Genomic DNA, 23,539 nt, shown 5'->3' with positions numbered 1-23,539 from the left:
AAGCGCCCCGTATGTCCCTTAAGCGACTTGAGGGGCTGGGCCGCTTGATATAGACACTAAATCGTATGATACGAATTATCATCAAATAAAATTAGGAGTGAAACGAATTGGATATTATTTCTTTAAGACGTGATCTTCATCAACACCCGGAAGTTGGCTTTACGGAATTTCGTACTGCTTCAAAGGTAGTGGAAGCATTAACATCCCTGAAATATAACGTGATATTTGGAAAAGACGCTTTAGATGGTGATTCTCGCCGTGGAGTCCCCCCTATCGAAGTATTAGAGGAAACATTTAATAGAGCATTACAAGATGGTGCCAATCCAAAGATCCTCCAAGAAATGGAGGGTGGATATACTGCCGTCATTGGTGTATTAAAAGGAAAAATGGCTGGCCCAACCGTTGCTTTCCGCTTTGATATGGATGCATTGCCTGTTACGGAAAGTACTGATTCTGACCACTTCCCGCAAATAAACGGTTTTCGTTCAAAATATGAAGGGAATATGCATGCCTGTGCACACGATGGCCATACAGCCATTGGCTTAGGACTTGCTGAAAAATTAGCGGATGGGAATTTTTCAGGAACGGTAAAGCTTATTTTTCAACCTGCTGAAGAGGGAGTACGCGGTGCCTATTCAATTGTACAAAAAGGAATTTTGGATGATGTGGATCATATATATTGTCTGCACCTTGGCACAGATGTCCCTCTAGGAGAATTTCACGGTGGGTCTTCCGGATTTTTAGCAAGTACGAAAATGGCTGCACATTTTCATGGGGTATCTTCTCATGCAGGTGCTTCTCCTGAAAAAGGTAAAAATGCATTATTGGGAGCAGCCACCGCATTATTAAATATTCATGCCATTCCTAGATTCAGTTCAGGCTCGACCCGTGTGAACGTAGGTGTTCTTAATGGAGGAACAGCCGCTAATATTATTCCAGCGCATGCAAAAATGATCATTGAAACCCGATCTGTAACCGAAGAAGCAAATGCCGAAATGGAGAAACGTGTTCGAAATATCGTGGCTCATAGTGCAGGTATGCATGAGCTTGAACATGAAATTGAAATTATAGGACAAGCAATTACGATTCGCTGTGATCAAGAACTTGTCGAACTGGCCATGGAAGAAGCCAGGAATGTAGATGGTTTTTCAACAATCGAAGCATGCAGGAAATCCGGTTCCGCTGGAAGCGAAGATGCAAGTTTCATGATTCGAAGAGTACAGGATAATGGCGGGAAAGGGACATATATGATTATTGGGACTGATATTCCTGCACCACATCACCACCCTAAATTTGATATTCAAGAAGAGGTTTTACCAAGGAGTGTAGAACTTTTGAATCTTATTGCTAGACGTCTTTTAAAATGATTTTTCAGTATATATATTGAAAGGAAAGAGTGAAAAATGACATATGTAAATAGACTATCGGAAATCATTGAACAAAAAAAAGAAAAATTCATTGAAGTCAGTGACTGTATATGGAATTTTGCAGAAACACGTTTTAAAGAATATCAATCTGCTGAATTGCTATGCAAAACATTAGAAAGCGAAGGATTTTCTGTTGAAAAAGGTGTTGGAAACATAGAAACGGCATTCATTGGCAGCTTTGGAACCGGTAAACCTGTTGTGGCAATCATGGGAGAGTTCGATGCATTGTCAGGTATGAGTCAAAAAGCGGCTACGGCTAAACAGGAGCCACTAGTACAAGGTGAAAATGGCCATGGCTGCGGTCACAATTTACTAGGTACGGGATCTTTAGCTGCAGCTGTTGCAGTGAAGGATTATATGGAAGAGAATCATATAAATGGGACAGTTCGTTATTATGGATGTCCTGGAGAAGAAGGCGGATCAGGCAAAACCTTCATGGTCAGAGAAGGTTTGTTCGATGACGTTGATTTTGCATTTTGTTGGCATCCACTGGATGTTAACGGCGTCATGTCGATGGATTCACTTTCCAATTTCCAAGTGTATTATAAGTTTAAAGGCAAAAGCTCCCATGCAGCAGCATCACCACATTTGGGACGGAGTGCTTTAGATGCCGTAGAACTTATGAATGTTGGCGTGAACTATTTAAGAGAGCATATTATCCAGGAAGCAAGGGTCCATTATGCAATAACGAATTCAGGTGGATTATCTCCTAATGTTGTCCAACAAGATGCTGAAGTTCTTTATTTATTACGAGCTCCAGAAGTTTCACAAGTTCAAGATATTTACTTAAGAGTTTGTAATATTGCTAAAGGCGCTGCCCTGATGACAGGAACTGAATTGGAAATCGTTTTTGACAAAGCCTGTTCCAATGTTATCAAAAACACTGTGTTAGATTCCGTCATGTATAAGAATTTTCAAGAATTAGGCATTCCACAACACGATGATGATGAAAAACAGCTTGCCAAAGAAATCCGCGCCACCTTAACCGAACAAGAAAGGAACAGTACAATCAATCCATTTAAAGATAATCAAGATGATGCACTGGCAAATTGGTTAGAACCCATTGAGGGCCTCCAAGCGCCATTAACAGGTTCATCAGATGTAGGAGATGTTAGCTGGATCGTTCCTACTGCCCAATGCACAACGGCTTGTTTTGTTCTTGGGTCACCTTTGCATAGCTGGCAGTGGGTTACACTGGGATCAACATCCATTGCCCATAAAGGAATGCTTCATGCTGGCAAGGTTATTGCGGCAACTGCAGTAGAAGTACTTCAAAATCCGGAATTAATTGAAAAGGCAAAAACAGAACTAAAAGAACGATTACAAGGAAAAAGCTATATCTCCCCTATTCCGCAAGATGTAAAGCCTTTAGTTAAAAGATGATAGACTAGATTAGTGGGTTGTTGTAATCGTAAATTGTTCGCAGCCAAACTCGACTTCTACGAATTTGGCTAAAGTCTCAGGGATCTTCGAGTGGAAGATCCCTTTCCCTTTTTGCTAATTAGCTCGTTGTTAAGAGCAGGAAAGGCCCAGTTTCCAAAATCCCTATGTGTCATAAAAATTAATGGTAAGAAGCTTATCCCTTCATATTCAACAGATATCCTTCAATATCGTGCTTGCTTTTTAATATAACTATTAGCTTTTCAGGGTCACTCTTTTGAAGATCTGCCAATTTGATTTTCATTTCTTTCTTGCGAGGAAAGTAAGTGGATATGATAAATTTAATAAACTGCCAGTCTAGTTTTTCATTACAGCCTTTAGCCATATCAGGCCTTGTTTTACCTAGATTAGACAACCAGCGTTTTATCACACGGTAAAGGCAAATGCCGAGAGGAAGTTCTAAATAAATAATCGTATCGGCTAGCTCCGAACGGAGGCTAAAAGAATGACTATAATTGCCTTCCATGATCCACTTGTCATGACTCAATACCTTTTTCTGAGCAGAAATAAACTCCTCTAAAGGAGCCTCCACCCAGCCAGGTTTCCAGTAGAATGTATCCAAATGATGCACTTCGATATTCAAATGATCTCCAAGCCTTCTTGCAAAAGTAGATTTTCCGACACCCGCGGACACTCCGATAACCATGATACGTTCCATCGATATACCAGCTTCCCCACTATATTTTTTGAAATAACCAGTTAACTTCATTCCTCTTCCATTTTTCTTCAATAAGAAAAGGCGACCCTTCTTGAAGAAGAATCGCATCAGTCATAGAAACGGACGGATGGGTACTGCATTGTCCTGTCATGGACAAGCCTGCCCTATATCTTATCGCTATTAAATCAGTTGCCCTAAATGTTTCTTTGCCTCGTAATCAACAAGTTTTTCATCTTTCTTAATTCGTGCCAGATAATCCGGGTTGGCTATAAGCGGACGGCCAATCGCCGCAACGTCAATGATGCCTTTTTCCAGTGCTGCTTCCGCTGTTTCAGGATCAAGCCCGCCCACACCGATTATGATTCCATCCCAGTGGCTGCGAACCAATTCATGCATGGTCAATCCTCTTGCAATCGGTTTGGTAAATTCCATCGTGGATGGGTGAATCATTTTGACTCCGGTTTCATTGAACGCTTCAATAAATGTTTGGATCGCTTTTTCAGGGTCTTCCCACATATAAGACGGCTGGTCAATTTTCAAAGCCGAGAAACGAATAAGGGTACGTTCCGCTCCAACCGCATCAATAACTGCTTTTAGCACTTCCTTCATAAATGTCAGACGCTGTTTTAAATCACCACCGTACCGATCGGTCCTTTTATTGGAAGTGTCAGAATTGAACTGGTCAATTAAGTATCCGTGTGCACCATGAATTTCTACGCCGTCAAAGCCAGCATCCATAGCATTCTTTGCAGCTTGTTTATATTGGTTCACAACTTCAGCAATATCCGTCTCTGTCATTTCTTCAGGAATGCCAAAAGGTTTGCCGAATCGTGAAACCTTACCTTCTGCAGCGATAGGTGACGGAGCCTGCGGAGGAAGTCCTCCTGCAATTTCATGGTGGCTTGCACGGCCCACATGCCAGATTTGCGCAATAATCTTTCCGCCTTCTGCGTGCACTGCTTCCGTTACTTTTTTCCACCCGTCGATTTGCTCTTGAGTATATATTCCGGGAACTCCAGGATTGCCCTTTGCTCTTGGTGAAATCACTACACCTTCAGTAATGATGAGCCCGATTCCATCTTGTGCCCGTTTTCGGTAATATTCTACGGTCAGGTCATTCACAACACCCGTTTCGTTATCGGCAAACGCCCTTGTCATAGGAGCCATTGCCGTTCTTGTTTTTAAGTTCCATGCACCTATTGTTACAGGTTCAAACATTTTGGTTTTAATTGTTTTCATTTGAGTTCCTCCTGTTAACCGCTTTACCTGGGCTGAATTTTAGTAACTTTCATTGTGTAAGATTATCCGATAAGTGGTTAATTTTCAAATAATTCACTCTGGTTTTATCGCTTTTGATGAAATATGGTAATAAAGACCAGTAAAAAAGCCAGACAGAGAAACTCCATTCCCTGCTGGCTAATTTATCTTATTAGTCTCGTGCTGTTTTGATAAAAAACGATACGATCAAACCAATGATTGCGAGGACAAGGCCGAAAATAAAGGCATCTTGAACGCCTGCAGTCAATGAACCGCTAATGGCAGATGGATCGAACGGATCTTCTGCATTTGCCATATAATTTTTTTGGGATGCTGACATGATTGTAATGGCAACGGTTGTACCGATGGCCCCTGATACTTGTTGCAATGTATTCATTAGAGCCGTTCCATCCGGATAAAGTTTTTTCGGCAGTTGATTCAGGCCATTTGTCTGGGCCGGCATCATGACCATTGAAACACCAACCATAAGGAGGGAATGCATGACGATTACCATTATGATCGTCGTTTCAGTCGTTACGTTCGTCAAGGTCCATAACATGACAATCATGATAATGAAGCCTGGAACCACTAACCCTCTTGGACCGAACTTATCAAAAATGCGCCCCGTAACCGGAGACATGATACCATTAAGCACTCCACCCGGTAATAGTACCAGCCCAGCAGAAAACGCAGCTAATGCAAGCCCGGTTTGCAGGTATAACGGTAAGAGAATCATGGATGACATGATGATCATGAAGGTGATGAAGACGGTTATTAACCCTAACGTGAACATCGGGTATTTAAAAACGCGCAAGTCAATCATCGGTTTATCCATATTGAATTGCCTCACAGCAAACAGGAATAACGCTATAAGTCCAACAATGATCGAGGATAAAACGATTGCATTGCTCCATCCTTGCTCTCCGACAATACTAAATCCATAAACAATTCCCCCAAAACCAATGGTCGATAAAATAATGGAAGGTCCATCGATTTTAGGTTTGGTGATTATTGAAACGTTTTGCATATACTTGAGACCGAATAGTAAAGCGATCACAAAGAACGGCAAAGACACCCAGAAAATGTAATTCCATTTTAGATTTTCAATAATCAACCCGGAAACTGTCGGTCCGATGGCTGGGGCAAACATGATCACCAGCCCCATCAATCCCATCGTCGCTCCCCTTTTATGAATAGGGAAAATCAATAAAATGGTATTGAACATGAGGGGCAATAAAAGACCCGTTCCGATTGCCTGGATGACACGGGCTAGCATCAAGATGCCGAACCCGGGTGCAATTGCTGCAATGAGCGTCCCAATGATGGAGAACACCATTGAGGCAATGAATAATTGACGAGTATTGAACCACTGAATCAAGAGTCCCGAAACGGGAACCAATATTCCCAATGTCAATAGGTAACCCGTTGTTAGCCATTGCACGGTTGAAGGACTGACATTGAATTCTTGAATTAAATCCCCCAGCGCCATGTTTAATGCCGTCTCGCTGAATAACCCGATGAACCCTGCAATTAAAAATGCAATTAATATAGGGGTCGTCCTAATGACTGGATTTTGTTGCTGTGTTGCATCTGCTGACATAAAATAATTCCTCCAATTACTAACTGTTCGACCTAAGCTTAAGATAATTTTTCCGCATGACCTATTTATTTATCAGCAATAATGGTAACTGTTCCGCAATCGTTTGGAGAGGTTCCCCGTTTTTCGCCGTTAAGGATAAAAGGATACCGCCTTCAATCAAAGCATTAATTACGATACTCAATTCTTTTGCCCGTTTCTCACTGAAGTCCGCTTCGAGTAATTTCTTCACATAAATGGATTGCCAATCTTCCATCGCTTCTTGACAGGCCATTCTTATTTGCTCGCTCGTCGTATATGTTTCCGCCGCAATCGTCCCGATTGGCAGTCCTAATAGATTTGCACTATCACCAAAAACCTCGGATAAATGAAAAATATGAGACTGAATGGCTTTAATAGGGTCTTCAATTTCATCAAATCCCCGTTTAATTTCATCTATCACGAATTCTTTTGTATGAATAATCGCCTCGATCGCCAATTCTTCTTTGCCTTTCGGAAAATAATGATACAGCGAACCTTTTGGGATACCACTTTCCTCAATAATGTCCTTAAGCCCCACACCGTAATATCCACGTATACGAAAAAGTCTTGAAGCAGCTTCAATAAGAATGTCTTTCGAGTTTCGTTTCTCTGCCATAGCTGGATCACCCCTTTAAATTATACCAACCGGTCTATTAGAAACTATACTTGTATATCATTGTTTTGTCAAAGATGATACTTATTATGCATGGAGTATCGTATTAAAACTCATTGGAAACAAAAAAGAACTCCTCCTAATGGTGTTCGGATTCCGAATAGTAAGGTGAAGGTCGAAAACGCCGAATACTTGTGGTGAACGGCTGAGTAAAGTGCGGGTAAGTCGATAAATTGCTTCATCGGCCCAAGACAGTGCAACGGATCGAATAAAGAGCCCCCTTCTTTAGAGTTTTTTTACTGTAATCCTCATTGGATTGAAGAAATTTCTCGACACTCCTGCCGAAAAACTGGCTAGCCAAGACACCACAGGCGCTTGCGCCGAGGAGGCTTGGCAGGCAGTCGGCGGAAAGGGAGCGGATTTCTGAAATCAACTAAACTTTTCAAAGAAAAAACTGCAGGCACACTGATTTTTCATCGAGTTTGTCTACAATCTAAAGAACTCCTCCTAATGGTGTTCTCTGCAAGTTTAAAAAATCGAGAAAATCAATACCTTCTTTAAACAACCCGGAATTTTTTAAAACGCTTCCATTATTAATCAAACACAGCGGCCTGCCTCAATATCTTCAAGGATTCTTGTCATGATTTTTGAAATCAAGAATAGCAATTACAAACATGCCAAAGCTTAGCATAAGGGAAATAACTTCGAAAGTACCCATTCATACATCGCCTCCTTATATCCAGCTTTTCCTGATCAGAGATTGTCCTATACAAGAAAAGGATGAAGCAGTGGCTTTTAAACAAAAATAAGCAAACCCAATCAGGGTCTGCCCTTGTACTCCATCCGAATTTCTTTTCAAAAGACGGATTGCTGTTAATAACCAAGTTTTTTTTCTACAACGTTCATTAGGGGTTTACCGTCAGAAAAAAGCTTTAAATTTCTCAGGAATAATTCCATCACACGATCTAGGTGCTTGGAAGAGTTGTAAGCGTTATGTGGGGAAACCATGACATTTTCCAGCTGCCAGAAAGGGTGGTCCTTAGGTAAAGGTTCTACTTCGAACACATCCAGAGCCGCTCCCGCTATGTGCCCATTGCTCAAGGAGTGAATTAAATCTTCATCAACAATCGTATTACCTCGGCCGACATTAATTACATAGCTGCCTTTTTTCATTTTATTTAAGCGTTCTTTATTTAAAAAATATGAAGTATCTTTTGTAAACGGAAGGGCCAAGACAACAAAGTCGGACCTGGAAAGGACATCATCCACTTGCTCCAATCCCATTATCAAATCAGCAGGTTCATATTCTGTGTTCCTCTTGGAGGGGTTCCGACGGCATCCAATAACGGTCATACCCAGTGCTTTACATCTCTTGGCTATCTCATAGCCAATATCACCATACCCAATTATCCCCACTGTCGCATTTTCAAGATCTTTCACTGGAATTTCAACCCACGTTTTGTTTATTTGATTTCTGATCATTGTCGGTACGCCTCTTGCTAACGAAGATAGCATCGCAATTGTATGCTCGGCTATCGGGACAGATGTACAGCCTTTGACATTGGTGATGATGACATCGCTGTTTTGTATATCTTCATTCAGCATGGCCTCCACTCCAGCACTGTCTGAATGGACCCATTTAATCTTTGGAGCTTTTTTTATAATGTTAAGATTATCATGAAGCCCTAGCGTATATAGGATATCAAACTTTGTTAAATCAACCGTTGGCTGTGGTTCTGGTTCGCCGAATTCCCATGGCTCGACAAAAACTTCTGAACAAATCTCCTTAAACTGATTGATGTATTTTTCCGGTATATCTACCCTGATATAAAGTGAAGGTGCTGTTTTCTTAGAAGCGGACATTATAAAACCTCCTCAGAAACCTACGATTCCTTTTTCCCTCTTTTACGGAAGGCAATCCGTTGGGATTATACCATGCCGTGTTTCATGGTCACTTCAAGAAATCTGGTTGCTCTTTTCTGATCCTTTCCCACAGAGGCTGGAAACTCAGCCATCCCTCATATTCCGTTCCCGTTTGTTCTGCAGTCAATTTTGCATACTCTTCTTCTATAAAAATCGGCTTACCTACAGATTCAGCCATTATCTGTGCTTGACATGAACGTTCCATCGTTATGAACCACCAAGCAGCTGAATCTACAGATTGGCCGACCGTTAACAATCCATGATTGCGGAGGATGACAGCTTTGTATTGACCTATAGCCTTAGCAATGCGACTACCTTCTTCGGATGCATAAACGACACCAGTAAAATCATCAAATAATGCATGATCATTGTAAAATTGGCAGGCATCTTGCGTAATCGGATCTAACAGTCTCCCTAAGGAAGACCATGTCTTTCCATAGACCGAATGAGCATGTGCCGCTGCAATCGCATCCGGCCGCGCTTTATGAATTTCAGAATGAATGGCAAAGGCAGCACCATTAACAGAATGTTCACCCTCCACAATATCACCTTTATGATTGACCAATATAAGATCCGAAACGGAAATTTGACTAAAATGCATCCCAAACGGATTGACCCAGAAATGGTCTGTATATTTAGGATCACGGACCGTAATATGGCCTGCTATCCCTTCATCGAAACCAAACTTTGAAAAAAGCCGGAATGAAGCTGCCAAACGTTCCTTCCGGTGATTGCGTTCTTCTTCCATTGTATTGAATGTTGCCGGTTGCAAGGAAATTGTCTTTGTCATATTTCGTTCCTCCTCGAATCTTTTTCCGTCTTTTTTCTGAAACATCAATTAGCCATGGTATCAGCTTTACCCTTTATATCTTGCTTTACTTCACTTTCGTTTTTATGATCATTATTGGAACTTAAGAGAGTGATCGTAGTAATGACGACAAAACTAGTTGCGAGCCCGTACAGAATTGGTTGAGTGGAGGAAGGTCCATTAATCACCAATCCGACAATGATAACGATCATGCTAGCGAGAATCGAGTAAAATGCCGCTGTAGCCGTGACCCTTTTCCAAAAGAAACCAAGGATGATCGGAAAGAACACCGCACCGGATAAAATTGCGTAAGCTACATCCAATGCAACTAAAATATCTTGAATCCATATCGAAACGATTATGGTCATTACACCAATCGTTAAAGTTGTAATTCGGGATGTTTTTAAAAATTGCCGTTCACTCATTTTTGGACCAATATACTTTTTAATGATGTCATTAACAACTAAAGTGGACGAAGCAAGCAAAGTACCTGAAGCTGTGGACATAAGGGCAGATACCACACTCGCAATGACAACCCCCAATAGACCAGCAGGTAAAGTTACCATCGCTATACTGGTAAATGCATTTTGTGGATCGCCTAAATCAGGAAGGATAATAAAAGCGCACATTCCAATGATACTGATTGCAATCGCATAAAAAACACTATATAACCCCGCTCCAATCGTTCCGCCACGAGAAACAGCTTTGGTTCGTGCGGTGAATAGACGCTGCCAAATATCTTGGCCAACAACTACCCCGAGGGTAAATAATAGGAAATATTGAAAAATCGTCTCTCCGCCAATATTCCCCAACTCGAAATGTGATGCTGGGAGATTTTCTTTAAGCGAGCCCCACCCTCCTGCCTTAGAGATGCTCATCGGAAGCATGATAAAGAAAATACCGATCGTCATGATGACGAATTGCACGACATCAGTCATAGTGACTGACCACATACCTCCTAATATTGTATAAAATAAAACGATCCCACCCCCGACTATCATGGAAACCGTTAAATTCCAACCAGCCAAAACATGTAAAATTGTCCCCATCCCTATCACTTGCGTTACAGTCAGCATGAATGTATAGATAACAGAGACAAGGGCACTGATCAATCTTGTCTGAGAGTTGTAGCGCTTCTCAAGCATTTCACTGATCGTCAATACTTTTAAATTAAATATCTTATTTGTTAAAAACAGCCCAATAGCGATAATGCCGAGCCCGATCATCACCACTAGCCAAATACCGGATATCCCAAACTGATAACCTAACTTTGCTGTTCCCAGAGTGGAAGCCCCCCCTAATATCACAGCAGCTAAACAGGATAAATACATAAAATGACCAAGATTGCGTCCTGCGACAATGAAATCATCTGCTGTTTTTGCCCGTTTGGATCCGATTACTCCCACAATGATTAAAACAGAAAAATATAGAATCATGATCGATATATCCAAAATATGCATGTACACATCTCCTTTTGGGCTTGTAATGTTCTTATCGTTTTGTAAAGAGGGAAGAAAGGACTTTACCGCGTCCTTCCTTCTCTACAGTAATGAGGAAACTAATTATTAAGCTGCGTTTCCAAATCTCCGACTCTCTCTTTCTTTTCCATTTCCCCTTTTTTTGCGAGTGCGATGAGTGTGATGAATTCATAGACAATATTAGCAGCTGCGGCAGCCGTGATTTGTCCGTGATCGTATGATGGTAAAACCTCAACAAGATCGAATCCAACAAAATCTATATTCGTCAATCCTCTCACCAATGCTAAAGCATCATCAATGCTGGCACCGGAAACTTCTGGCGTCCCCGTTCCCGGAGCATAAACCGGATCTAAAAAATCAATGTCAAAAGATAAAAACACCGGACCATTCGCAACACGCTCATGAATGACCCTTAGCATCTTTTCGACCCCGATACGTTTATAATCGTTTGTCGTGTAAACTTCCAAACCTAAATCCCGGGCATCCTGAAGATCTTCCGGTCCGTACAGACCGCCCCTCATACCAATTTGAAGAGATCGCGATACATCGATGAGACCCTCTTCTATTGCACGGCGAAAAACGGTTCCGTGATTATACTTTTGGTCAAAATAACTATCCCAAGTATCAGAGTGAGCATCGAATTGAAGCAAGGCGACAGGTCCATGTTTTTTTACGATCGCACGTAACTCCCCTAATGTGATGGAATGATCGCCTCCCAATGAAATGGGAATGATCCCTTTTTCAATGACGGGGGTAAGCTCTTCTTCAATCTTTTTATATGTTTCAGAAATATACCCCGGGATGATCGGAATATCCCCATAATCTATTCCTGATATATAGTCAAAAATATTAATATCTTGTTCTGGATTATAAGGACGTAAAAGGATTGAAAAATCGCGAATGGCCTCTGGTCCGAATCTCGCACCCGTTCTAAATGATTGCCCGGAATCAAAAGGAATCCCCGTAATGACAAAATCCATATGTTCATCTACCCGTTCAACAAATGGGAGCCGCATAAACGTACGCACACCACAAAAACGGGGTGATTTGAATGAGTCTTTCGGTTGATACTTCATCATGTAACATCCTCCTAAATTCTAATTCTACTATTATTTTATTCACTCCACTGCAATTGCAGCTGTCCTACAAACTTCCATCTTTTCTAATAGAATGGCTATGGAAATTCTCTTCTTATCTATTACATAAGCAAGATTCAGGCCAACTATTTCACTGTGGTATAAAGGGCTTTTCATTATTTTGTTTCATCAAATGATTAAAAACTTAATCATTTTCTCGTTTATTGATTTAATTTTTGATTATTTAGACTTTTTGATTTATATTTTAATTAAGCAGCATCCCAAAACCCAAAGGAGCGTAATGTATGTACGATGATATGCTGGAGGAAGAACTAAATAAAATTATTGAAACATCGAATAATAACATTCTCATTACCGATCAAGATGGAATCATTTTATATTCCAACCCAAAGCTTTGGGAGATTTATGGTATGAAAAGTGACTCTTATATAGGTACCTCCGTCTATCAATTAGAAAGCGAGGGCCTTCTTGCACCTTCCATCAATGCGATTGTTTTAAAGGAAAAGAAAGCGAAACGCATAATGCAAGAAACAAAAACGGGTCATGTTGTCATGTCGACTGGCTATCCCATTTTTAATAAGGAAGGACGCCTCGTTAGGGTAATCAGCTATGGTCAGGATCAAACAGAAATCCTGCAATTGCAGGATCAATTTGAACAATTACAACGAAAAGTTAAAGGCTATCAAACGGAAGTCGAGGATTTAAGAGAAAAAGAACTGGATTACCATTATATGATTGCCAGAAGTAATGAAACGAAGCATATCTTAAAAACGATCCATAATGTTTCAAAAACCGATGCCACGATACTCTTATTAGGACCTTCCGGCGTAGGGAAAAGCACTTTTGCCCGTGCTGTTCATGACCAAAGCAACCGAAAGAAAGAACCCTTTATCGAAGTGAATTGCAGTACGATACCTGAAAGTTTGTTTGAATCAGAAATATTCGGCTATGAGCCGGGATCATTTACAGGGGCAAATAAGCAAGGTAGGCAAGGCCTTATCGAGCAGGCTGACAGCGGAACTCTTTTCTTGGATGAAATTGGGGAACTCCCACTTGCCATGCAAGCTAAATTACTGAAAGTACTACAGGAGAAAAAGATAAAGCGCATCGGTGGAAAAAAAGAAAACCATATTAACTTCCGCCTAGTTGCAGCAACTAATCAAGATTTGAAGGAGATGGTAAGTCTAGGTAAGTTTAGATTGGACTTATTTTATCGTTTGAATGTGATTCCCATCCAAATTCCTGCATTGCATGAACGTAAAGAAGATATCCCTCTCTTAATTCAGCATTATTTAGAAAAAACCAATGATAAATACCAGAAATTCAAAAAAATCCATCCATCAACTTATGAAGTTTTGACCCATTACCATTGGCCCGGAAATATACGGGAATTAGAAAACTTAATTGAACGGTTAATCCTGACCATCGAAGAGCCAATTATATTTCCCGAACACCTTCCACAATCCATCACAGGGCAGGTGGAACCCCCAGAAGATTCCACCTTCCTTGCAATCGAACAGGAATGTGAAGAGAATTTCGATTTAAAGAAGACATTGGAAAAGGTTGAAAGGCAACTGATTGCAAAAGCATGGAAAAAATGTAAAACCACATACGAAATGGCAGAACATTTGGGCATCAGCCAGCCAACAGTCATCTATAAATTAAAGAAATACAAAAAGTATTTGTAAATTCATCTGGACTGAAATCCCCCGTAATCCATGAATGGTCCTTAGCCTTTAGCCATAGATGCTATTCAAGCTAAGGGCGCATTTGAAACCTTATTTGACAGCAGTTCGAAGTGAAAACTATGGAGATTATCGACCATAATTCCAATAAAAAGGCCATCAAAAAAATCCACATTCCAGTTGATGGGATTCACATTATCACGTTTCCATTTTTTAATGTTACAGCTTACATTAATTCAAACGGATGATTGTCAGTGAAGCTCCTGCCTCACTGTATATGATCCAAATTTTGGATTCCCGACCCTGTAGATCCGGTTGCTCCAAAAATTCGCGGATGAACAAAACATCTTGCAGAACGAATTTTTCTTCTCATGGTTCCGCCTTTCATTATGACCCTGGATGGATCGACTTCATGTACTTTATAAGGAAATCCCGATATCAATTTTTCCCCCAGCAATGATATTTTACTATATCAATAGACTTGGAATTACATAACCTATCCCGAGATTTCATCAACAAAAAGAGGCACCCATAATGGGAGCCTGAATTTTAGTGAAGGTAAGCTATTATATGTGAACGGTAACCATTCCGTATCCTTATGCTAACAAGATGTTTGAGAAAAATCGGATATTCCACCCAGTTACTTATTTGTACGGAATTTAAAACAGGCTGGTTTAAGGTCAGTTATTTCACTGCCTTTTTAATAGCCTTCACTTCATATAATGATCCTTCAGAACTGACGATATATTCAGGCTTTGGTTTCCCTAGGTTTGCTTTATGGCCTGCGATATGGGCTTCACTCTTTTCCCACTGCTTCCAATGCGCCTCCGACTCCCAATTGATCATAATGATGACCTCATCATCCCCGCGTCTCACTTTTTTCACCATTACACTTAAATCGATGAACCCTTCCTGCTTTTCTATGATCCCTTCCCCACTGAACCGTTTTACTACTTGTTCTGCATTACCTTCCTTTACAACCATTTTTCTCACCTGAACGAACAATATGAACAACTCCAATCGATATACTTGTATTTTAATCATTTTATTCGATAACGATTCTCATTGTCAATTAATGAGACTTTTACTTACGTGCACTACTTAAGACTCTGATGCCCAAAAACAAAATAAAAAATGGATCAGGAAGTTTTGCATATCTTCCTGATCCATTTTTTATTGTCACTCACCTTTTATCTTTAAGACTTTTGGGAACATAGTCATTCAGTTTGTTAAATAAAGAAGTAATGTAGGAGCTGAGTTCGAATCGATCCTCCTGAACAAATTCAACCAAAGACACTCCATTCTTTTTCATAACTTTTCCCCCTTTTAGTTTTTATCCCGGTGCATGAACTTTTCAGCCACTAATACCCTGCGAATCCCGCCATTAGCGCACTTACACTCTTCTCTCCATCGTTTCTTTATTTGATTATACAAGAAAGCGCTTACAATGTAAAATATTATAATACTATAGATTGCTATTTACTTAGTATGTTCCAGGTAAATGAAGTTTCTCTTCAGCATATTTATGGTTATCAGCTGTGCTGGCTTTTCAGTGTACATTCCATATCATAACTACTTGTCTTGTTCACAGAGAATAAAGTTCAGGAAATGCCCTTCAATATTTCAGTTAGACGTAGGAACTCTTCCTTATCACGATTTCTTAATGAGTCATCGATTTCTTTCTCGATTTGTGCTTTCCGGTAATCACTAAGGGCCTTTTTTAATACCATTTCAGCCATCTCTTCAGGTTCAAGCGATGTTCCTGGCAATTGCTTCTCCATACGAAACCAACTCCTTAACCTTTTTTCTATTATACTAAATAACTTGGAGATTATTATTATTTATTGAAATCTTATCCTTTCCTCTTTTTCATTTCCTTATCCACATGATTTCCACTTTGCCACTCTTCTATACACAAATATTTCTAAATATTCGGATTTCCAATCGGTAACACATTTTCTTTTTATTCACTTAGTCATTTTACCCGGGAAGATCGGATCCCTTATTTCCATTACTTTAGAATTAATTATATTCCATTACAGGTGAAGGAAGCTAAGTTATTCGCTTCATTTTTTCAGAAAAGTCAGAAATATATTGACCGACATGGATAAGCCCTCTAAAATAATCTAAATAATCCAGTTTATTACTTATATTCATTTACCATCATTTTTGTTCATTTCGTCTTTATTTATCGTTGAAAACAATTTTGATGAAAAACTTAGCATTAAAGGAGCATTTATCATGAAAAAAAGTCGAGTTCTTTTCGCTAGTTTAGCGGGTTCCGTTATTGAGTGGTACGATTTCTATTTATACGGGACAGCAACGGGCCTGGTTTTTACAACGCTATTCTTTCCCAATCATGATCCAGCGATTTCACTTCTTCTCGCCTTTGTCACATTCGGGGCTGGTTACGCGGCCCGTCCAATCGGCAGCATCCTGTTCGGACATATGGGCGATCGCATCGGACGGAAGGCAGCACTCATGTTCACCCTTATTGGTATGGGAGGGAGTTCAATGCTAATCGGTGTTCTGCCCACTTATGCCCAGGTTGGGTTGGCCGCCCCCGCCATCTTGGTGGTGCTGAGGTTGATTCAAGGAATTTCCTTGGGTGGTGAATGGGGCGGAGCCATCCTATTGGCAACGGAATCTGCTCCTAAAGGTGTCCGTGGGTTATATGGATCCATTCCCCAACTAGGGGTCCCCATCGGCTTGGTTGCCGGTTCGTTCAGCCTTACCCTCATCAGTTCCTTGACAACCGATGCCCAATTTTTATCTTGGGGTTGGCGGATTCCATTCCTTTTAAGCGGTGTACTGATCGGATTGGCAATCTGGGTAAGGAGTGGCATTGAAGAAACGCCGGAATTTAAAGCGCAGAAAGATAGCGGCGATCTCGCGAAAGTCCCCATTATTGAAACGTTGAAACACGATTGGAGAAGTGTGCTGCAGGTGATCGGACTAAAAATTGGGGACGGCTTCTTCAATGTATTCATCATGTCCTATGTTCTCGTCTTCACTACACTGTATTTTGGTTATTCCCAAGATTCAGCTCTTACCGGTTTAACGATTGGCTGTGCTACAATGCTGATCACCATTCCTGTCATTGGTTACATTTCAGATTTCATCGATCGAAAAATCATCTATTTTGGGGGCCTGACTCTCCTTTTCGTCTTGGCCATCCCATATTTTACAATGATTGGGCGTGGGGTTGGCTGGTTCTACATGATGCAGGCAGTTGTACTCGGCGTCATCTGGGGAGCCATATTTTCTACACAAGGGACATTATTCTCGGAGCTCTTTCCAGCCAAGGTCCGCTATACAGGATTATCTGTCGGTTATCAGGTCGCGGCGGCCATTTCAGGTTTCGGTCCGCTCATCTGGACCGCCATGGCGGAATCATATGGCCCATCCCCTTTGGTATTTGGCGGATTCATGATGGCAGGTCTCGCGATTTCCCTGGCGCTTTGTTATCCCCCCATTTCAGCCGAAGGAAAGAAAAGGATCAACCGCTCAAACCACATGAGCTGGATTTGAACTGATTCTAAAATCTCGGGCATGAGTAATAACAGAGGCTGCACGTCCTCTCACTCGGACAAGCGGCCTCTTTTTTTAGAAGGCATATACCACCCTATACTTGTTTACCTCCTACAATCTCCAAAAGATCAGTGAGCGTACGGATTTCATAGGTGGGCTTGATTCCCAGATCATTATCCTTTTGATGGGGATTGTACCAGCATGTATCCAATCCATAATTCAAGCCGCCCTGTATATCTGAAGTCAAGGAGTCACCCACTATCAACGCTTTCGATTTATCCGTGATCTTTAACTTGGAAAATGCATAATCAAAAATTCCTCTATCAGGCTTCTGAAACCCAGCCTCTTCGGAAACTATCAAGGTCTCAAATCTAGTGCAAAGGGCTGAACCACCGATTCTTGCTGTCTGCACTGCCGTGAAGCCATTTGTTATAATAGCAAGCCGGCATCCTCCAAGCTTCTCGCAAACTTCTATAGCCCCGGGAAGAAGATGTATTTCCTTTCCCAAATGTCCCAGGTACGCACGGCTGAACTCATCCGCATCCATATCAAGCCCATGCTTCAGGAACAACCGCTTGAACCTTTCCACTCCCAGAATGGTTAAATCTATCTGCCCCTGTTCCAAATTCCTCCATAATACCTTACTGATTTCTTGGTAACATTCCGCATAATCCTCCGCCCCTGTTGGCAAACCGAACTCTAAAAAAGCTTCATGCAGTGCATTCTTTTCCGATATTCCAAAGTCCAGCAAAGTATCATCAACATCAAATAAAATAATTTCGTATTTCATCGCTGCCCCCATAATCATTTTAGTCCAACTTAACACATTTCCTTTATTTACGTATCGAAAATATATACTGAAAGCTTGGAAAACTACAAAAAGGATAGCTCAAAGTTAAATTTAGATAATAAATCATAGGATAGTTAGTCCAGTATGAGGGCTAACTATCCTTTTTCATTTACATAATTGACTTGAAAAATAAAGATTGAATATATGGTTTTATATGTATAAAATGGAATTAAGGGACAGAACGTTAGTACGGTTTTTAGATAGAGGACATAGCCTCGGTGCGAGGACAGCACTCCGCAGAAACGATAGTTTCGAGGACCTTAACAAAACAACAACGGGAGTCTCTATGGGTAGAACTACTATCAAAAATAATAATTAACGGGAGAGTGTACTCATGAGAGTGGAGGAGATATCTGTTAACAATGGAAAATATTATCTTCTACTGGATACATATGGTTTGCCTGTTGAATCTGTTGCAAAGTATATGAAGTACCTCCATAACAAGGAAAGTAGCAGCAACACTTTAAAGACTTACTGTACAGCTTTGAAATTTCACTTTACATACTTAAAACAAACAGGTATTGATTATCAGCAGGTGAACTTTGAGAATTTATCTAACTTCGTTGCTTGGCTTAGGAATCCATATGAAAGCAATAAAGTTATACCACACAAAACAGTACCAGCTAAACGCAGTGAAAGAACGGTAAACAACTACCTTACGGTAGTTACATCATTTTATGATTACCTATACCGAAACGAATTAATTGATTCTGATATTGTTGAAAAACTAATGAAAAAGGTGTTTGTAGGTGCTGGCGGAAACCGATACAAGGGATTCTTACATCATGTAAATGAGGGCAGATCACTTTCTAAAAATGTTCTTAAATTAACTGAACCAAAAGAAAAAGCAAAGGTACAATATGTGCTTTAGTTTTCAATCTATCAAAATCACCTTCTGTTCCTATATGTACATCTTTATCACCGACTTTTAACCAAAATCCTCCTCGTCCTTTAAGAGATTCGGGTTTTTCGATTTCTTGTAAACCTAAAATACCACAATAGAAATTTTTAGCCTTTTCTTCAGTCTCCTTTGGAATAGTTATCTGAACGTGATGTAATCCTTTAATCATTTTATCACCCCTGTGAATTCAAATTTTTCCCAAAACTTCCCCTTTAACAAAAGGATACTAAACTTCCAAAGTAAATAAAATTTTATATTATTTATAAAAATACATAAGAATCTCTTATGGTTAATGTTTTATATTTATAGTTACATCTTCAATTAACCTGCCCCAATAGTTGCATAAAGATAAAGCTACCCTAAAGACAGCTCTGATCTTCAGCTAACGCACATGTAGTTCAACAAGGATATTTATTTACCTAATTGTTGATTAAAGATATTTACTGAATAGAAACTTTTATTAACTAGACTATTTCCTATTTGTTTTATAACACCTGCATCACGAAGTTCTTCATTATCAAAGTTCACGAGGTCAGACATATTTACCCATTTAAAGTCTATAATTTCATCTTCTTTAATATCTAATGATCCTCCAGTAACTTCTCCAGTAAAATGAAAAAGAACAACTTGATTACCAGCACTACTGATAAAGTTATAAATACCAGTAGTGGTAGTAAGTTCCACATCAAACCCTGTTTCCTCTTTTACTTCCCTTCGGGCTGCATAGAGAATGTCTTCACCAGACTCAATTCGTCCACTAGGAAAATTCCACTTATTCATTGCACTGGGTTTATTTTCTTTTATCATTAAAACTTCTCCATCTTTGAATATTGATACACTAACTACTAAAACAATCCCATTTTGAGCCATTCTTTTCTCCTCAGCATTAATATTTAAATACTCCTCACTACTTTTTCTCTTCTAAATAAACATTTTCCTTGTTGAACTATCCTCCCTCAATAAACTAAACACAATCTCACGATTGCTCTAGAATTCTTCGAATTTCATAGTCATATCATTAACAGTTATTTATGTAAGCTCGGCATCACTCCTCAAGGGTAGGGATTTATCGAAAAAAGTGTATGCTAAACTAGCCAATTATAGGAAAAAATTGGTTTAGATATCCACATGTCTCATGGAGGTCAACCCTCCCATGTCTCACAGAGTCGATGCTCCTACATTCCTTCGTTCAACCTTTCCATGAGGTGGATGTCGGTCATGCTGCCCCACAGGATCTAAGCCCTCACGTTAGTTGCTTTGCCGACTAATCCGTGCTTCACTTTTAAATGAGTGTTAATTAAATGACCGTGTAACCTTAATTTCGATGAACTATGCGACTGTTTGATGTACCATAAATGTTGCCATATGAGGGATATCCATTAACATCTTGTCTTCTTGAAGCGTAAATTGTTTTTTACCGATTGAAAACAGAATTCGAATAAGCTTGTTACACAAGGCTATCAGAGATTGCATTTTTTTTAATGGATTCTGAGCACGTGTTGTGTAATATAGATGGAGAGCTTTAAAAGCCTTGTTCTTTGCCACCAGTATCATGGCTGCCCGGAATAAGAGAGCCCTCAATTTCTTTCGTCCCCGTTTGGTAATCTTGGTCTGACCTTTGTGCTTTCCGGATGTGTTTTCTTTTAAACTTAAACCTGCTAATTTTACGATTTGGCGAGGATGTTGATAGTCTCTGAGGTCGCCGACCTCTGCGAAAAACCCTGCTACTGTATCTCGACCGATTCCTGACACCTCTAACATCTGTGTGACACCTGGGATATGGTCTTATAACTGATCTAATTGATGATCTAATTCTTCGAATTTCATTTGAATAAAATCATACTTCTCTAGTAAAGCTCTCAACTCTAATTTCGCCATAGCTGCCCCTTGACGAATACCAATCGAACGATTGGCTGCTTCTTTGAGTGCTCGTATCTTCTTTAAGCCTATACTGCGTTTTACCACTTGTCTTAAGGAAAGTAAGAGCTCTTCATCCGTATAATTTACAAGTTCATGTGGCAAGGCTTCTAGCTTTAGAAAATGAATAGCTGCCTTGCCTTCCCAACTTTTGAACACTGTCAAAAATTCGGGAAAGTAACGATCAAGCCAGTTATGAACTTGTCCTTGAACAACCTGTAAGTCAACGTTGAGAAGGTCGCGAAGTTTTTTGGCCACTCGGAGTTCTGCATAAATTCCTTGTGGAATTGTTGGTTCGGCGTATCTTCCGTCTTTGACTAATTGTGCGATGACTTTTGCATCTTTCACGTCATTCTTTGTAGGTGAATTATCGTCTAATTCTTTACTTCGTTTAACATGTAGTGGATTGACAGATACGAACTTAATATTATTCTCCTTTAGAAGATGAGCTAGATTTAACCAGTAGTGACCAGTTGGCTCCATGCCTACAATCACTTGATTTAACTTACACCCTTTAACAAGTTGGGTAATCCAATCTAGAAACGAATGAAATCCTGCTTTCGTATTTTCAAAGAAACACGTTTTACCCAGTTCCAATCCTCTAAAATCTTGTGCTCTCGCGACATGATTGTGCTTGGCTATATCTACTCCGGCAATTAAGGTTTCAGAAGTAATTTGAGAGATTTTATGATTTTGGTTATAATTCATGGTGAGACCTCCAAATAGATGTATTGTCCTTTTTAGCTGGCCAGCTCAGGACACATTCATCTTATCAAGAGGTCTTTTTTCGTTCAAACCTCATTTTCAGTTATTACAGGTATGCTGCCCCGATAGTTCCATAAAGAAAGAGCTGCCTTTAAGACAGCTCTGATCTTCAGCTAAACCACTGTTAGCTCTATTCTGACTAACCACTTCACCAAATGTTCTTTATTAAGCGAATCATCATTCTTGGTATAAACATTAAGATGTTCCAAGCCACTTCAAATAAGATTGAATCCCTAAGCTCAATTAGGATTTCTCTAAAAAAGCCGTTCTGCCTTTCTTTTTTTCTTTTTTTATTTTTCATCTGTCTAACTCCCAATAACTCAATATTAATTTAAATTATAATCCAATTTTCTTGTTGCAATAAATAGTTTGACACTCCTTACTTCATATATTAATCCATCAGCAAGGTCTCAATCTTTGTTTAATTATTCTGCCCCGATAGTTCCATAACAAAAAGAGCTGCCAAAGCAACTCTCTTATTGAAGTAAAGCACCCGTTAGTTTAAGTGTACTTATTCACAAACTTAGTTGGCTTTGCATAAATAAAACGATTCGTTCATTACAGGAATGCTGCCCCTTTAGTTGATGAAGAAAAAAGGATTGCCGCAGCAATCCTTTCTAGCGAAAAGTTCCAATTAGCAGCTAAGTCAACTTCTCATGCATTCGCCTTCCAACTGTCTTGCAGTTTCCTTATATAAATAATTTGACCGATATGATATGCATTATGGGTAGTTGCATTTCCAAGAATTTGCCACCACTTAACTTTTTCAGGAAAACCTATAACATCACTTTCTATTTTTTCATTAGTTAATAACCCTTCCCACTTTAAAAGGACTTCTAATAAGATTTTTTTCAAATCGTTAAAGCACATATATTCAGGACTTAAAAAGCTCCGATTATTATCTCCAATTGAAGATACAGCGTCTACGTTGGATTTTTCGTACCTGGTTTGCCAAGTTTGATTCCAATAAATCAGATGTTGTACAATTTCAGCTATACTGTTACTATCTTTGCTTGGCTTCCATAAAGCCTGTTCTTCCGTCAAATTTTCAACTGATTCTGAAAATGGTTTGTACCAACTAGGGTCATTAGCATTCGCTAAGAACTGGTCAGAAATAATATCTTTTACGTTGGTCATTCTATTCACTCCTCAATTCTAATTAGAATATGGATCCCTAAATTAAATAGCCATCCTCCCTGATGTTAAAATGATTTTCCTACTCATTTAGTTTCGAGATAACCACCACAAAAACCTTTTACTTGTTCAACTAACCTGCCCCGTTAGTGCCATAAGAAACTCCTATGGCGGCGCTCCTCGCCGCCACCATCTACTACGAAAATCTAAACTCAAAATAGAGTCTAACCCATTAACCCCTTGACAATAATGGAAAATAACAATGCAACCAGGCTGAACTTTTTTTGGTGGATCTTAAGGAAGATACCCTGTATAAGAAACTGGTTGTGACAGTATGGAAGAACCATTTAGTGTACTGCTAGTACGTATACAAAAATTTTTGTAACAAATCTCCTGTCATATGTATTGTTAATCTTTTTTGAGGTGATTTCTCCTAT

21 protein-coding genes and 2 pseudogenes are annotated in these 23,539 nt (G+C 39.8%); 5 read left to right on the top strand and 18 right to left on the bottom strand.

All coding sequences use genetic code 11. From position 1 onward, the window contains the following. The first annotated feature begins 107 nt into the window (after positions 1-107). On the top strand, positions 108-1,367 hold the full coding sequence (locus tag J7I90_RS23435; RefSeq protein ID WP_214773981.1) for an amidohydrolase: 1,260 nt from the start codon (positions 108-110) through the stop codon (positions 1,365-1,367). A gap of 36 nt (positions 1,368-1,403) precedes the next feature. Further along, positions 1,404-2,810 carry a M20 family metallopeptidase gene (locus J7I90_RS23430; RefSeq protein WP_214773980.1) on the top strand — a complete coding sequence of 469 codons (1,407 nt, stop codon included), beginning with the start codon at positions 1,404-1,406 and terminating at the stop codon, positions 2,808-2,810. A 193-nt stretch (positions 2,811-3,003) separates the two neighbouring features. On the opposite strand, the gene J7I90_RS23425 is transcribed toward J7I90_RS23430, so the two are convergent. The 10 genes from J7I90_RS23425 to J7I90_RS27875 form a co-directional block, all read right to left on the bottom strand. After that, positions 3,004-3,525 (bottom strand): P-loop NTPase family protein, encoded by a 522-nt coding sequence (locus J7I90_RS23425; RefSeq protein WP_214774002.1) that lies wholly within the window; start codon positions 3,523-3,525, stop codon positions 3,004-3,006. A 180-nt stretch (positions 3,526-3,705) separates the two neighbouring features. Then, a complete protein-coding gene (locus J7I90_RS23420) occupies positions 3,706-4,764 on the bottom strand; it encodes an alkene reductase (RefSeq protein ID WP_214773979.1) in 1,059 nt (352 codons plus the stop codon). Positions 4,765-4,954: 190 nt separating this feature from the next. Continuing rightward, entirely contained in the window at positions 4,955-6,382 is a 1,428-nt protein-coding gene (locus J7I90_RS23415; RefSeq protein WP_214773978.1) for an MDR family MFS transporter, read from the bottom strand. 61 nt (positions 6,383-6,443) lie between these two features. After that, complete coding sequence (locus J7I90_RS23410) at positions 6,444-7,016, bottom strand: TetR/AcrR family transcriptional regulator (protein ID WP_214773977.1); 573 nt, start codon at positions 7,014-7,016, stop codon at positions 6,444-6,446. A gap of 622 nt (positions 7,017-7,638) precedes the next feature. Then, positions 7,639-7,731 (bottom strand): putative holin-like toxin, encoded by a 93-nt coding sequence (locus J7I90_RS28195; protein WP_220126990.1) that lies wholly within the window; start codon positions 7,729-7,731, stop codon positions 7,639-7,641. Positions 7,732-7,886: 155 nt separating this feature from the next. Next, on the bottom strand, positions 7,887-8,876 hold the full coding sequence (locus J7I90_RS23405) for a D-2-hydroxyacid dehydrogenase (RefSeq protein WP_214773976.1): 990 nt from the start codon (positions 8,874-8,876) through the stop codon (positions 7,887-7,889). Positions 8,877-8,964: 88 nt separating this feature from the next. Next, entirely contained in the window at positions 8,965-9,771 is an 807-nt protein-coding gene (locus J7I90_RS23400) for a class II aldolase/adducin family protein (protein ID WP_285289463.1), read from the bottom strand. Beyond that, on the bottom strand, positions 9,771-11,204 hold the full coding sequence (locus J7I90_RS23395) for a sodium:solute symporter family protein (protein ID WP_214773974.1): 1,434 nt from the start codon (positions 11,202-11,204) through the stop codon (positions 9,771-9,773). Before J7I90_RS23395 ends, J7I90_RS23400 begins: the two co-directional genes overlap by 1 nt. 98 nt (positions 11,205-11,302) lie before the next feature. Beyond that, complete coding sequence (gene speB, locus J7I90_RS23390; RefSeq protein ID WP_214773973.1) at positions 11,303-12,301, bottom strand: agmatinase; 999 nt, start codon at positions 12,299-12,301, stop codon at positions 11,303-11,305. 39 nt (positions 12,302-12,340) lie between these two features. Further along, positions 12,341-12,475, bottom strand: a complete 135-nt coding sequence (locus tag J7I90_RS27875) for a hypothetical protein (protein WP_285289462.1) — start codon at positions 12,473-12,475, stop codon at positions 12,341-12,343. A 128-nt stretch (positions 12,476-12,603) separates the two neighbouring features. Between J7I90_RS27875 and J7I90_RS23385 the strand changes: the two genes are divergently transcribed. Next, complete coding sequence (locus J7I90_RS23385) at positions 12,604-14,007, top strand: sigma-54 interaction domain-containing protein (RefSeq protein ID WP_251025444.1); 1,404 nt, start codon at positions 12,604-12,606, stop codon at positions 14,005-14,007. Between the two features lie 681 nt (positions 14,008-14,688). Here J7I90_RS23385 and J7I90_RS23380 read toward each other — a convergent pair. Both J7I90_RS23380 and J7I90_RS23375 read right to left on the bottom strand, forming a co-directional pair. Further along, complete coding sequence (locus J7I90_RS23380) at positions 14,689-15,009, bottom strand: antibiotic biosynthesis monooxygenase (RefSeq protein WP_214774000.1); 321 nt, start codon at positions 15,007-15,009, stop codon at positions 14,689-14,691. A 596-nt stretch (positions 15,010-15,605) separates the two neighbouring features. Then, the gene (locus J7I90_RS23375; RefSeq protein WP_034315231.1) at positions 15,606-15,785 is read right to left on the bottom strand and encodes an IDEAL domain-containing protein; all 180 of its coding nucleotides are present in this window, start codon (positions 15,783-15,785) and stop codon (positions 15,606-15,608) included. Positions 15,786-16,245: 460 nt separating this feature from the next. Here J7I90_RS23375 and J7I90_RS23370 point away from each other — a divergent pair, with 460 nt between their 5' ends. Next, positions 16,246-17,535 carry an MFS transporter gene (locus J7I90_RS23370; RefSeq protein WP_214773972.1) on the top strand — a complete coding sequence of 430 codons (1,290 nt, stop codon included), beginning with the start codon at positions 16,246-16,248 and terminating at the stop codon, positions 17,533-17,535. A 94-nt stretch (positions 17,536-17,629) separates the two neighbouring features. On the opposite strand, the gene J7I90_RS23365 is transcribed toward J7I90_RS23370, so the two are convergent. Further along, on the bottom strand, positions 17,630-18,325 hold the full coding sequence (locus J7I90_RS23365; protein ID WP_214773971.1) for a YjjG family noncanonical pyrimidine nucleotidase: 696 nt from the start codon (positions 18,323-18,325) through the stop codon (positions 17,630-17,632). Positions 18,326-18,719: 394 nt separating this feature from the next. Here J7I90_RS23365 and J7I90_RS23360 point away from each other — a divergent pair, with 394 nt between their 5' ends. Next, positions 18,720-19,256, top strand: a complete 537-nt coding sequence (locus J7I90_RS23360) for a site-specific integrase (RefSeq protein ID WP_311381018.1) — start codon at positions 18,720-18,722, stop codon at positions 19,254-19,256. Here the strand turns inward: J7I90_RS23360 and J7I90_RS23355 are convergent. From J7I90_RS23355 to J7I90_RS23335, 5 genes and pseudogenes are all read right to left on the bottom strand, one after another. After that, positions 19,243-19,455, bottom strand: a pseudogene (locus tag J7I90_RS23355) (VOC family protein); the annotation flags it as partial. The gene J7I90_RS23360 and the pseudogene J7I90_RS23355 sit on opposite strands and share 14 nt — an antisense overlap. 242 nt (positions 19,456-19,697) lie before the next feature. Further along, positions 19,698-20,156 (bottom strand): NUDIX hydrolase, encoded by a 459-nt coding sequence (locus J7I90_RS23350; protein WP_214773970.1) that lies wholly within the window; start codon positions 20,154-20,156, stop codon positions 19,698-19,700. A 459-nt stretch (positions 20,157-20,615) separates the two neighbouring features. Beyond that, a pseudogene (locus tag J7I90_RS23345) lies at positions 20,616-21,911 on the bottom strand (IS110 family RNA-guided transposase). A gap of 205 nt (positions 21,912-22,116) precedes the next feature. Next, on the bottom strand, positions 22,117-22,269 hold the full coding sequence (locus J7I90_RS23340; RefSeq protein WP_214773969.1) for a hypothetical protein: 153 nt from the start codon (positions 22,267-22,269) through the stop codon (positions 22,117-22,119). A gap of 353 nt (positions 22,270-22,622) precedes the next feature. Beyond that, positions 22,623-23,105 carry a DinB family protein gene (locus J7I90_RS23335; RefSeq protein ID WP_214773968.1) on the bottom strand — a complete coding sequence of 161 codons (483 nt, stop codon included), beginning with the start codon at positions 23,103-23,105 and terminating at the stop codon, positions 22,623-22,625. Between the last annotated feature and the right edge of the window lie 434 nt (positions 23,106-23,539).

Origin of the sequence: Bacillus sp. ISL-57 (assembly GCF_018613135.1) — a bacterium.
GTDB classification, from domain to species: Bacteria; Bacillota; Bacilli; order Bacillales; family DSM-1321; genus Peribacillus; species Peribacillus frigoritolerans.
The sequence above is the reverse complement of the archived record's forward strand: the minus strand, read 5'-3'. Positions and strand labels throughout refer to the sequence as shown.

What these genes read in the sequence shown, in the direction of transcription:
- J7I90_RS23370 (WP_214773972.1), top strand. Translation starts at nt 16,246, where the DNA reads ATGAAAAAAAGTCGAGTTCTTTTCGCTAGTTTAGCGGGTTCCGTTATT.
- J7I90_RS23425 (WP_214774002.1), bottom strand. Translation starts at nt 3,525, where the DNA reads ATGGAACGTATCATGGTTATCGGAGTGTCCGCGGGTGTCGGAAAATCT.
- speB (WP_214773973.1), bottom strand. Translation starts at nt 12,301, where the DNA reads ATGATGAAGTATCAACCGAAAGACTCATTCAAATCACCCCGTTTTTGT.
- J7I90_RS23410 (WP_214773977.1), bottom strand. Translation starts at nt 7,016, where the DNA reads ATGGCAGAGAAACGAAACTCGAAAGACATTCTTATTGAAGCTGCTTCA.
- J7I90_RS27875 (WP_285289462.1), bottom strand. Translation starts at nt 12,475, where the DNA reads ATGAAAAGCCCTTTATACCACAGTGAAATAGTTGGCCTGAATCTTGCT.
- J7I90_RS23420 (WP_214773979.1), bottom strand. Translation starts at nt 4,764, where the DNA reads ATGAAAACAATTAAAACCAAAATGTTTGAACCTGTAACAATAGGTGCA.
- J7I90_RS23335 (WP_214773968.1), bottom strand. Translation starts at nt 23,105, where the DNA reads ATGACCAACGTAAAAGATATTATTTCTGACCAGTTCTTAGCGAATGCT.
- J7I90_RS23360 (WP_311381018.1), top strand. Translation starts at nt 18,720, where the DNA reads ATGAGAGTGGAGGAGATATCTGTTAACAATGGAAAATATTATCTTCTA.
- J7I90_RS23385 (WP_251025444.1), top strand. Translation starts at nt 12,604, where the DNA reads ATGTACGATGATATGCTGGAGGAAGAACTAAATAAAATTATTGAAACA.
- J7I90_RS23375 (WP_034315231.1), bottom strand. Translation starts at nt 15,785, where the DNA reads ATGGAGAAGCAATTGCCAGGAACATCGCTTGAACCTGAAGAGATGGCT.
- J7I90_RS23340 (WP_214773969.1), bottom strand. Translation starts at nt 22,269, where the DNA reads ATGAAAAATAAAAAAAGAAAAAAAGAAAGGCAGAACGGCTTTTTTAGA.
- J7I90_RS28195 (WP_220126990.1), bottom strand. Translation starts at nt 7,731, where the DNA reads ATGGGTACTTTCGAAGTTATTTCCCTTATGCTAAGCTTTGGCATGTTT.
- J7I90_RS23395 (WP_214773974.1), bottom strand. Translation starts at nt 11,204, where the DNA reads ATGCATATTTTGGATATATCGATCATGATTCTATATTTTTCTGTTTTA.
- J7I90_RS23405 (WP_214773976.1), bottom strand. Translation starts at nt 8,876, where the DNA reads ATGTCCGCTTCTAAGAAAACAGCACCTTCACTTTATATCAGGGTAGAT.
- J7I90_RS23365 (WP_214773971.1), bottom strand. Translation starts at nt 18,325, where the DNA reads ATGAAATACGAAATTATTTTATTTGATGTTGATGATACTTTGCTGGAC.
- J7I90_RS23415 (WP_214773978.1), bottom strand. Translation starts at nt 6,382, where the DNA reads ATGTCAGCAGATGCAACACAGCAACAAAATCCAGTCATTAGGACGACC.
- J7I90_RS23430 (WP_214773980.1), top strand. Translation starts at nt 1,404, where the DNA reads ATGACATATGTAAATAGACTATCGGAAATCATTGAACAAAAAAAAGAA.
- J7I90_RS23400 (WP_285289463.1), bottom strand. Translation starts at nt 9,771, where the DNA reads ATGTTTCAGAAAAAAGACGGAAAAAGATTCGAGGAGGAACGAAATATG.
- J7I90_RS23350 (WP_214773970.1), bottom strand. Translation starts at nt 20,156, where the DNA reads ATGGCTCAAAATGGGATTGTTTTAGTAGTTAGTGTATCAATATTCAAA.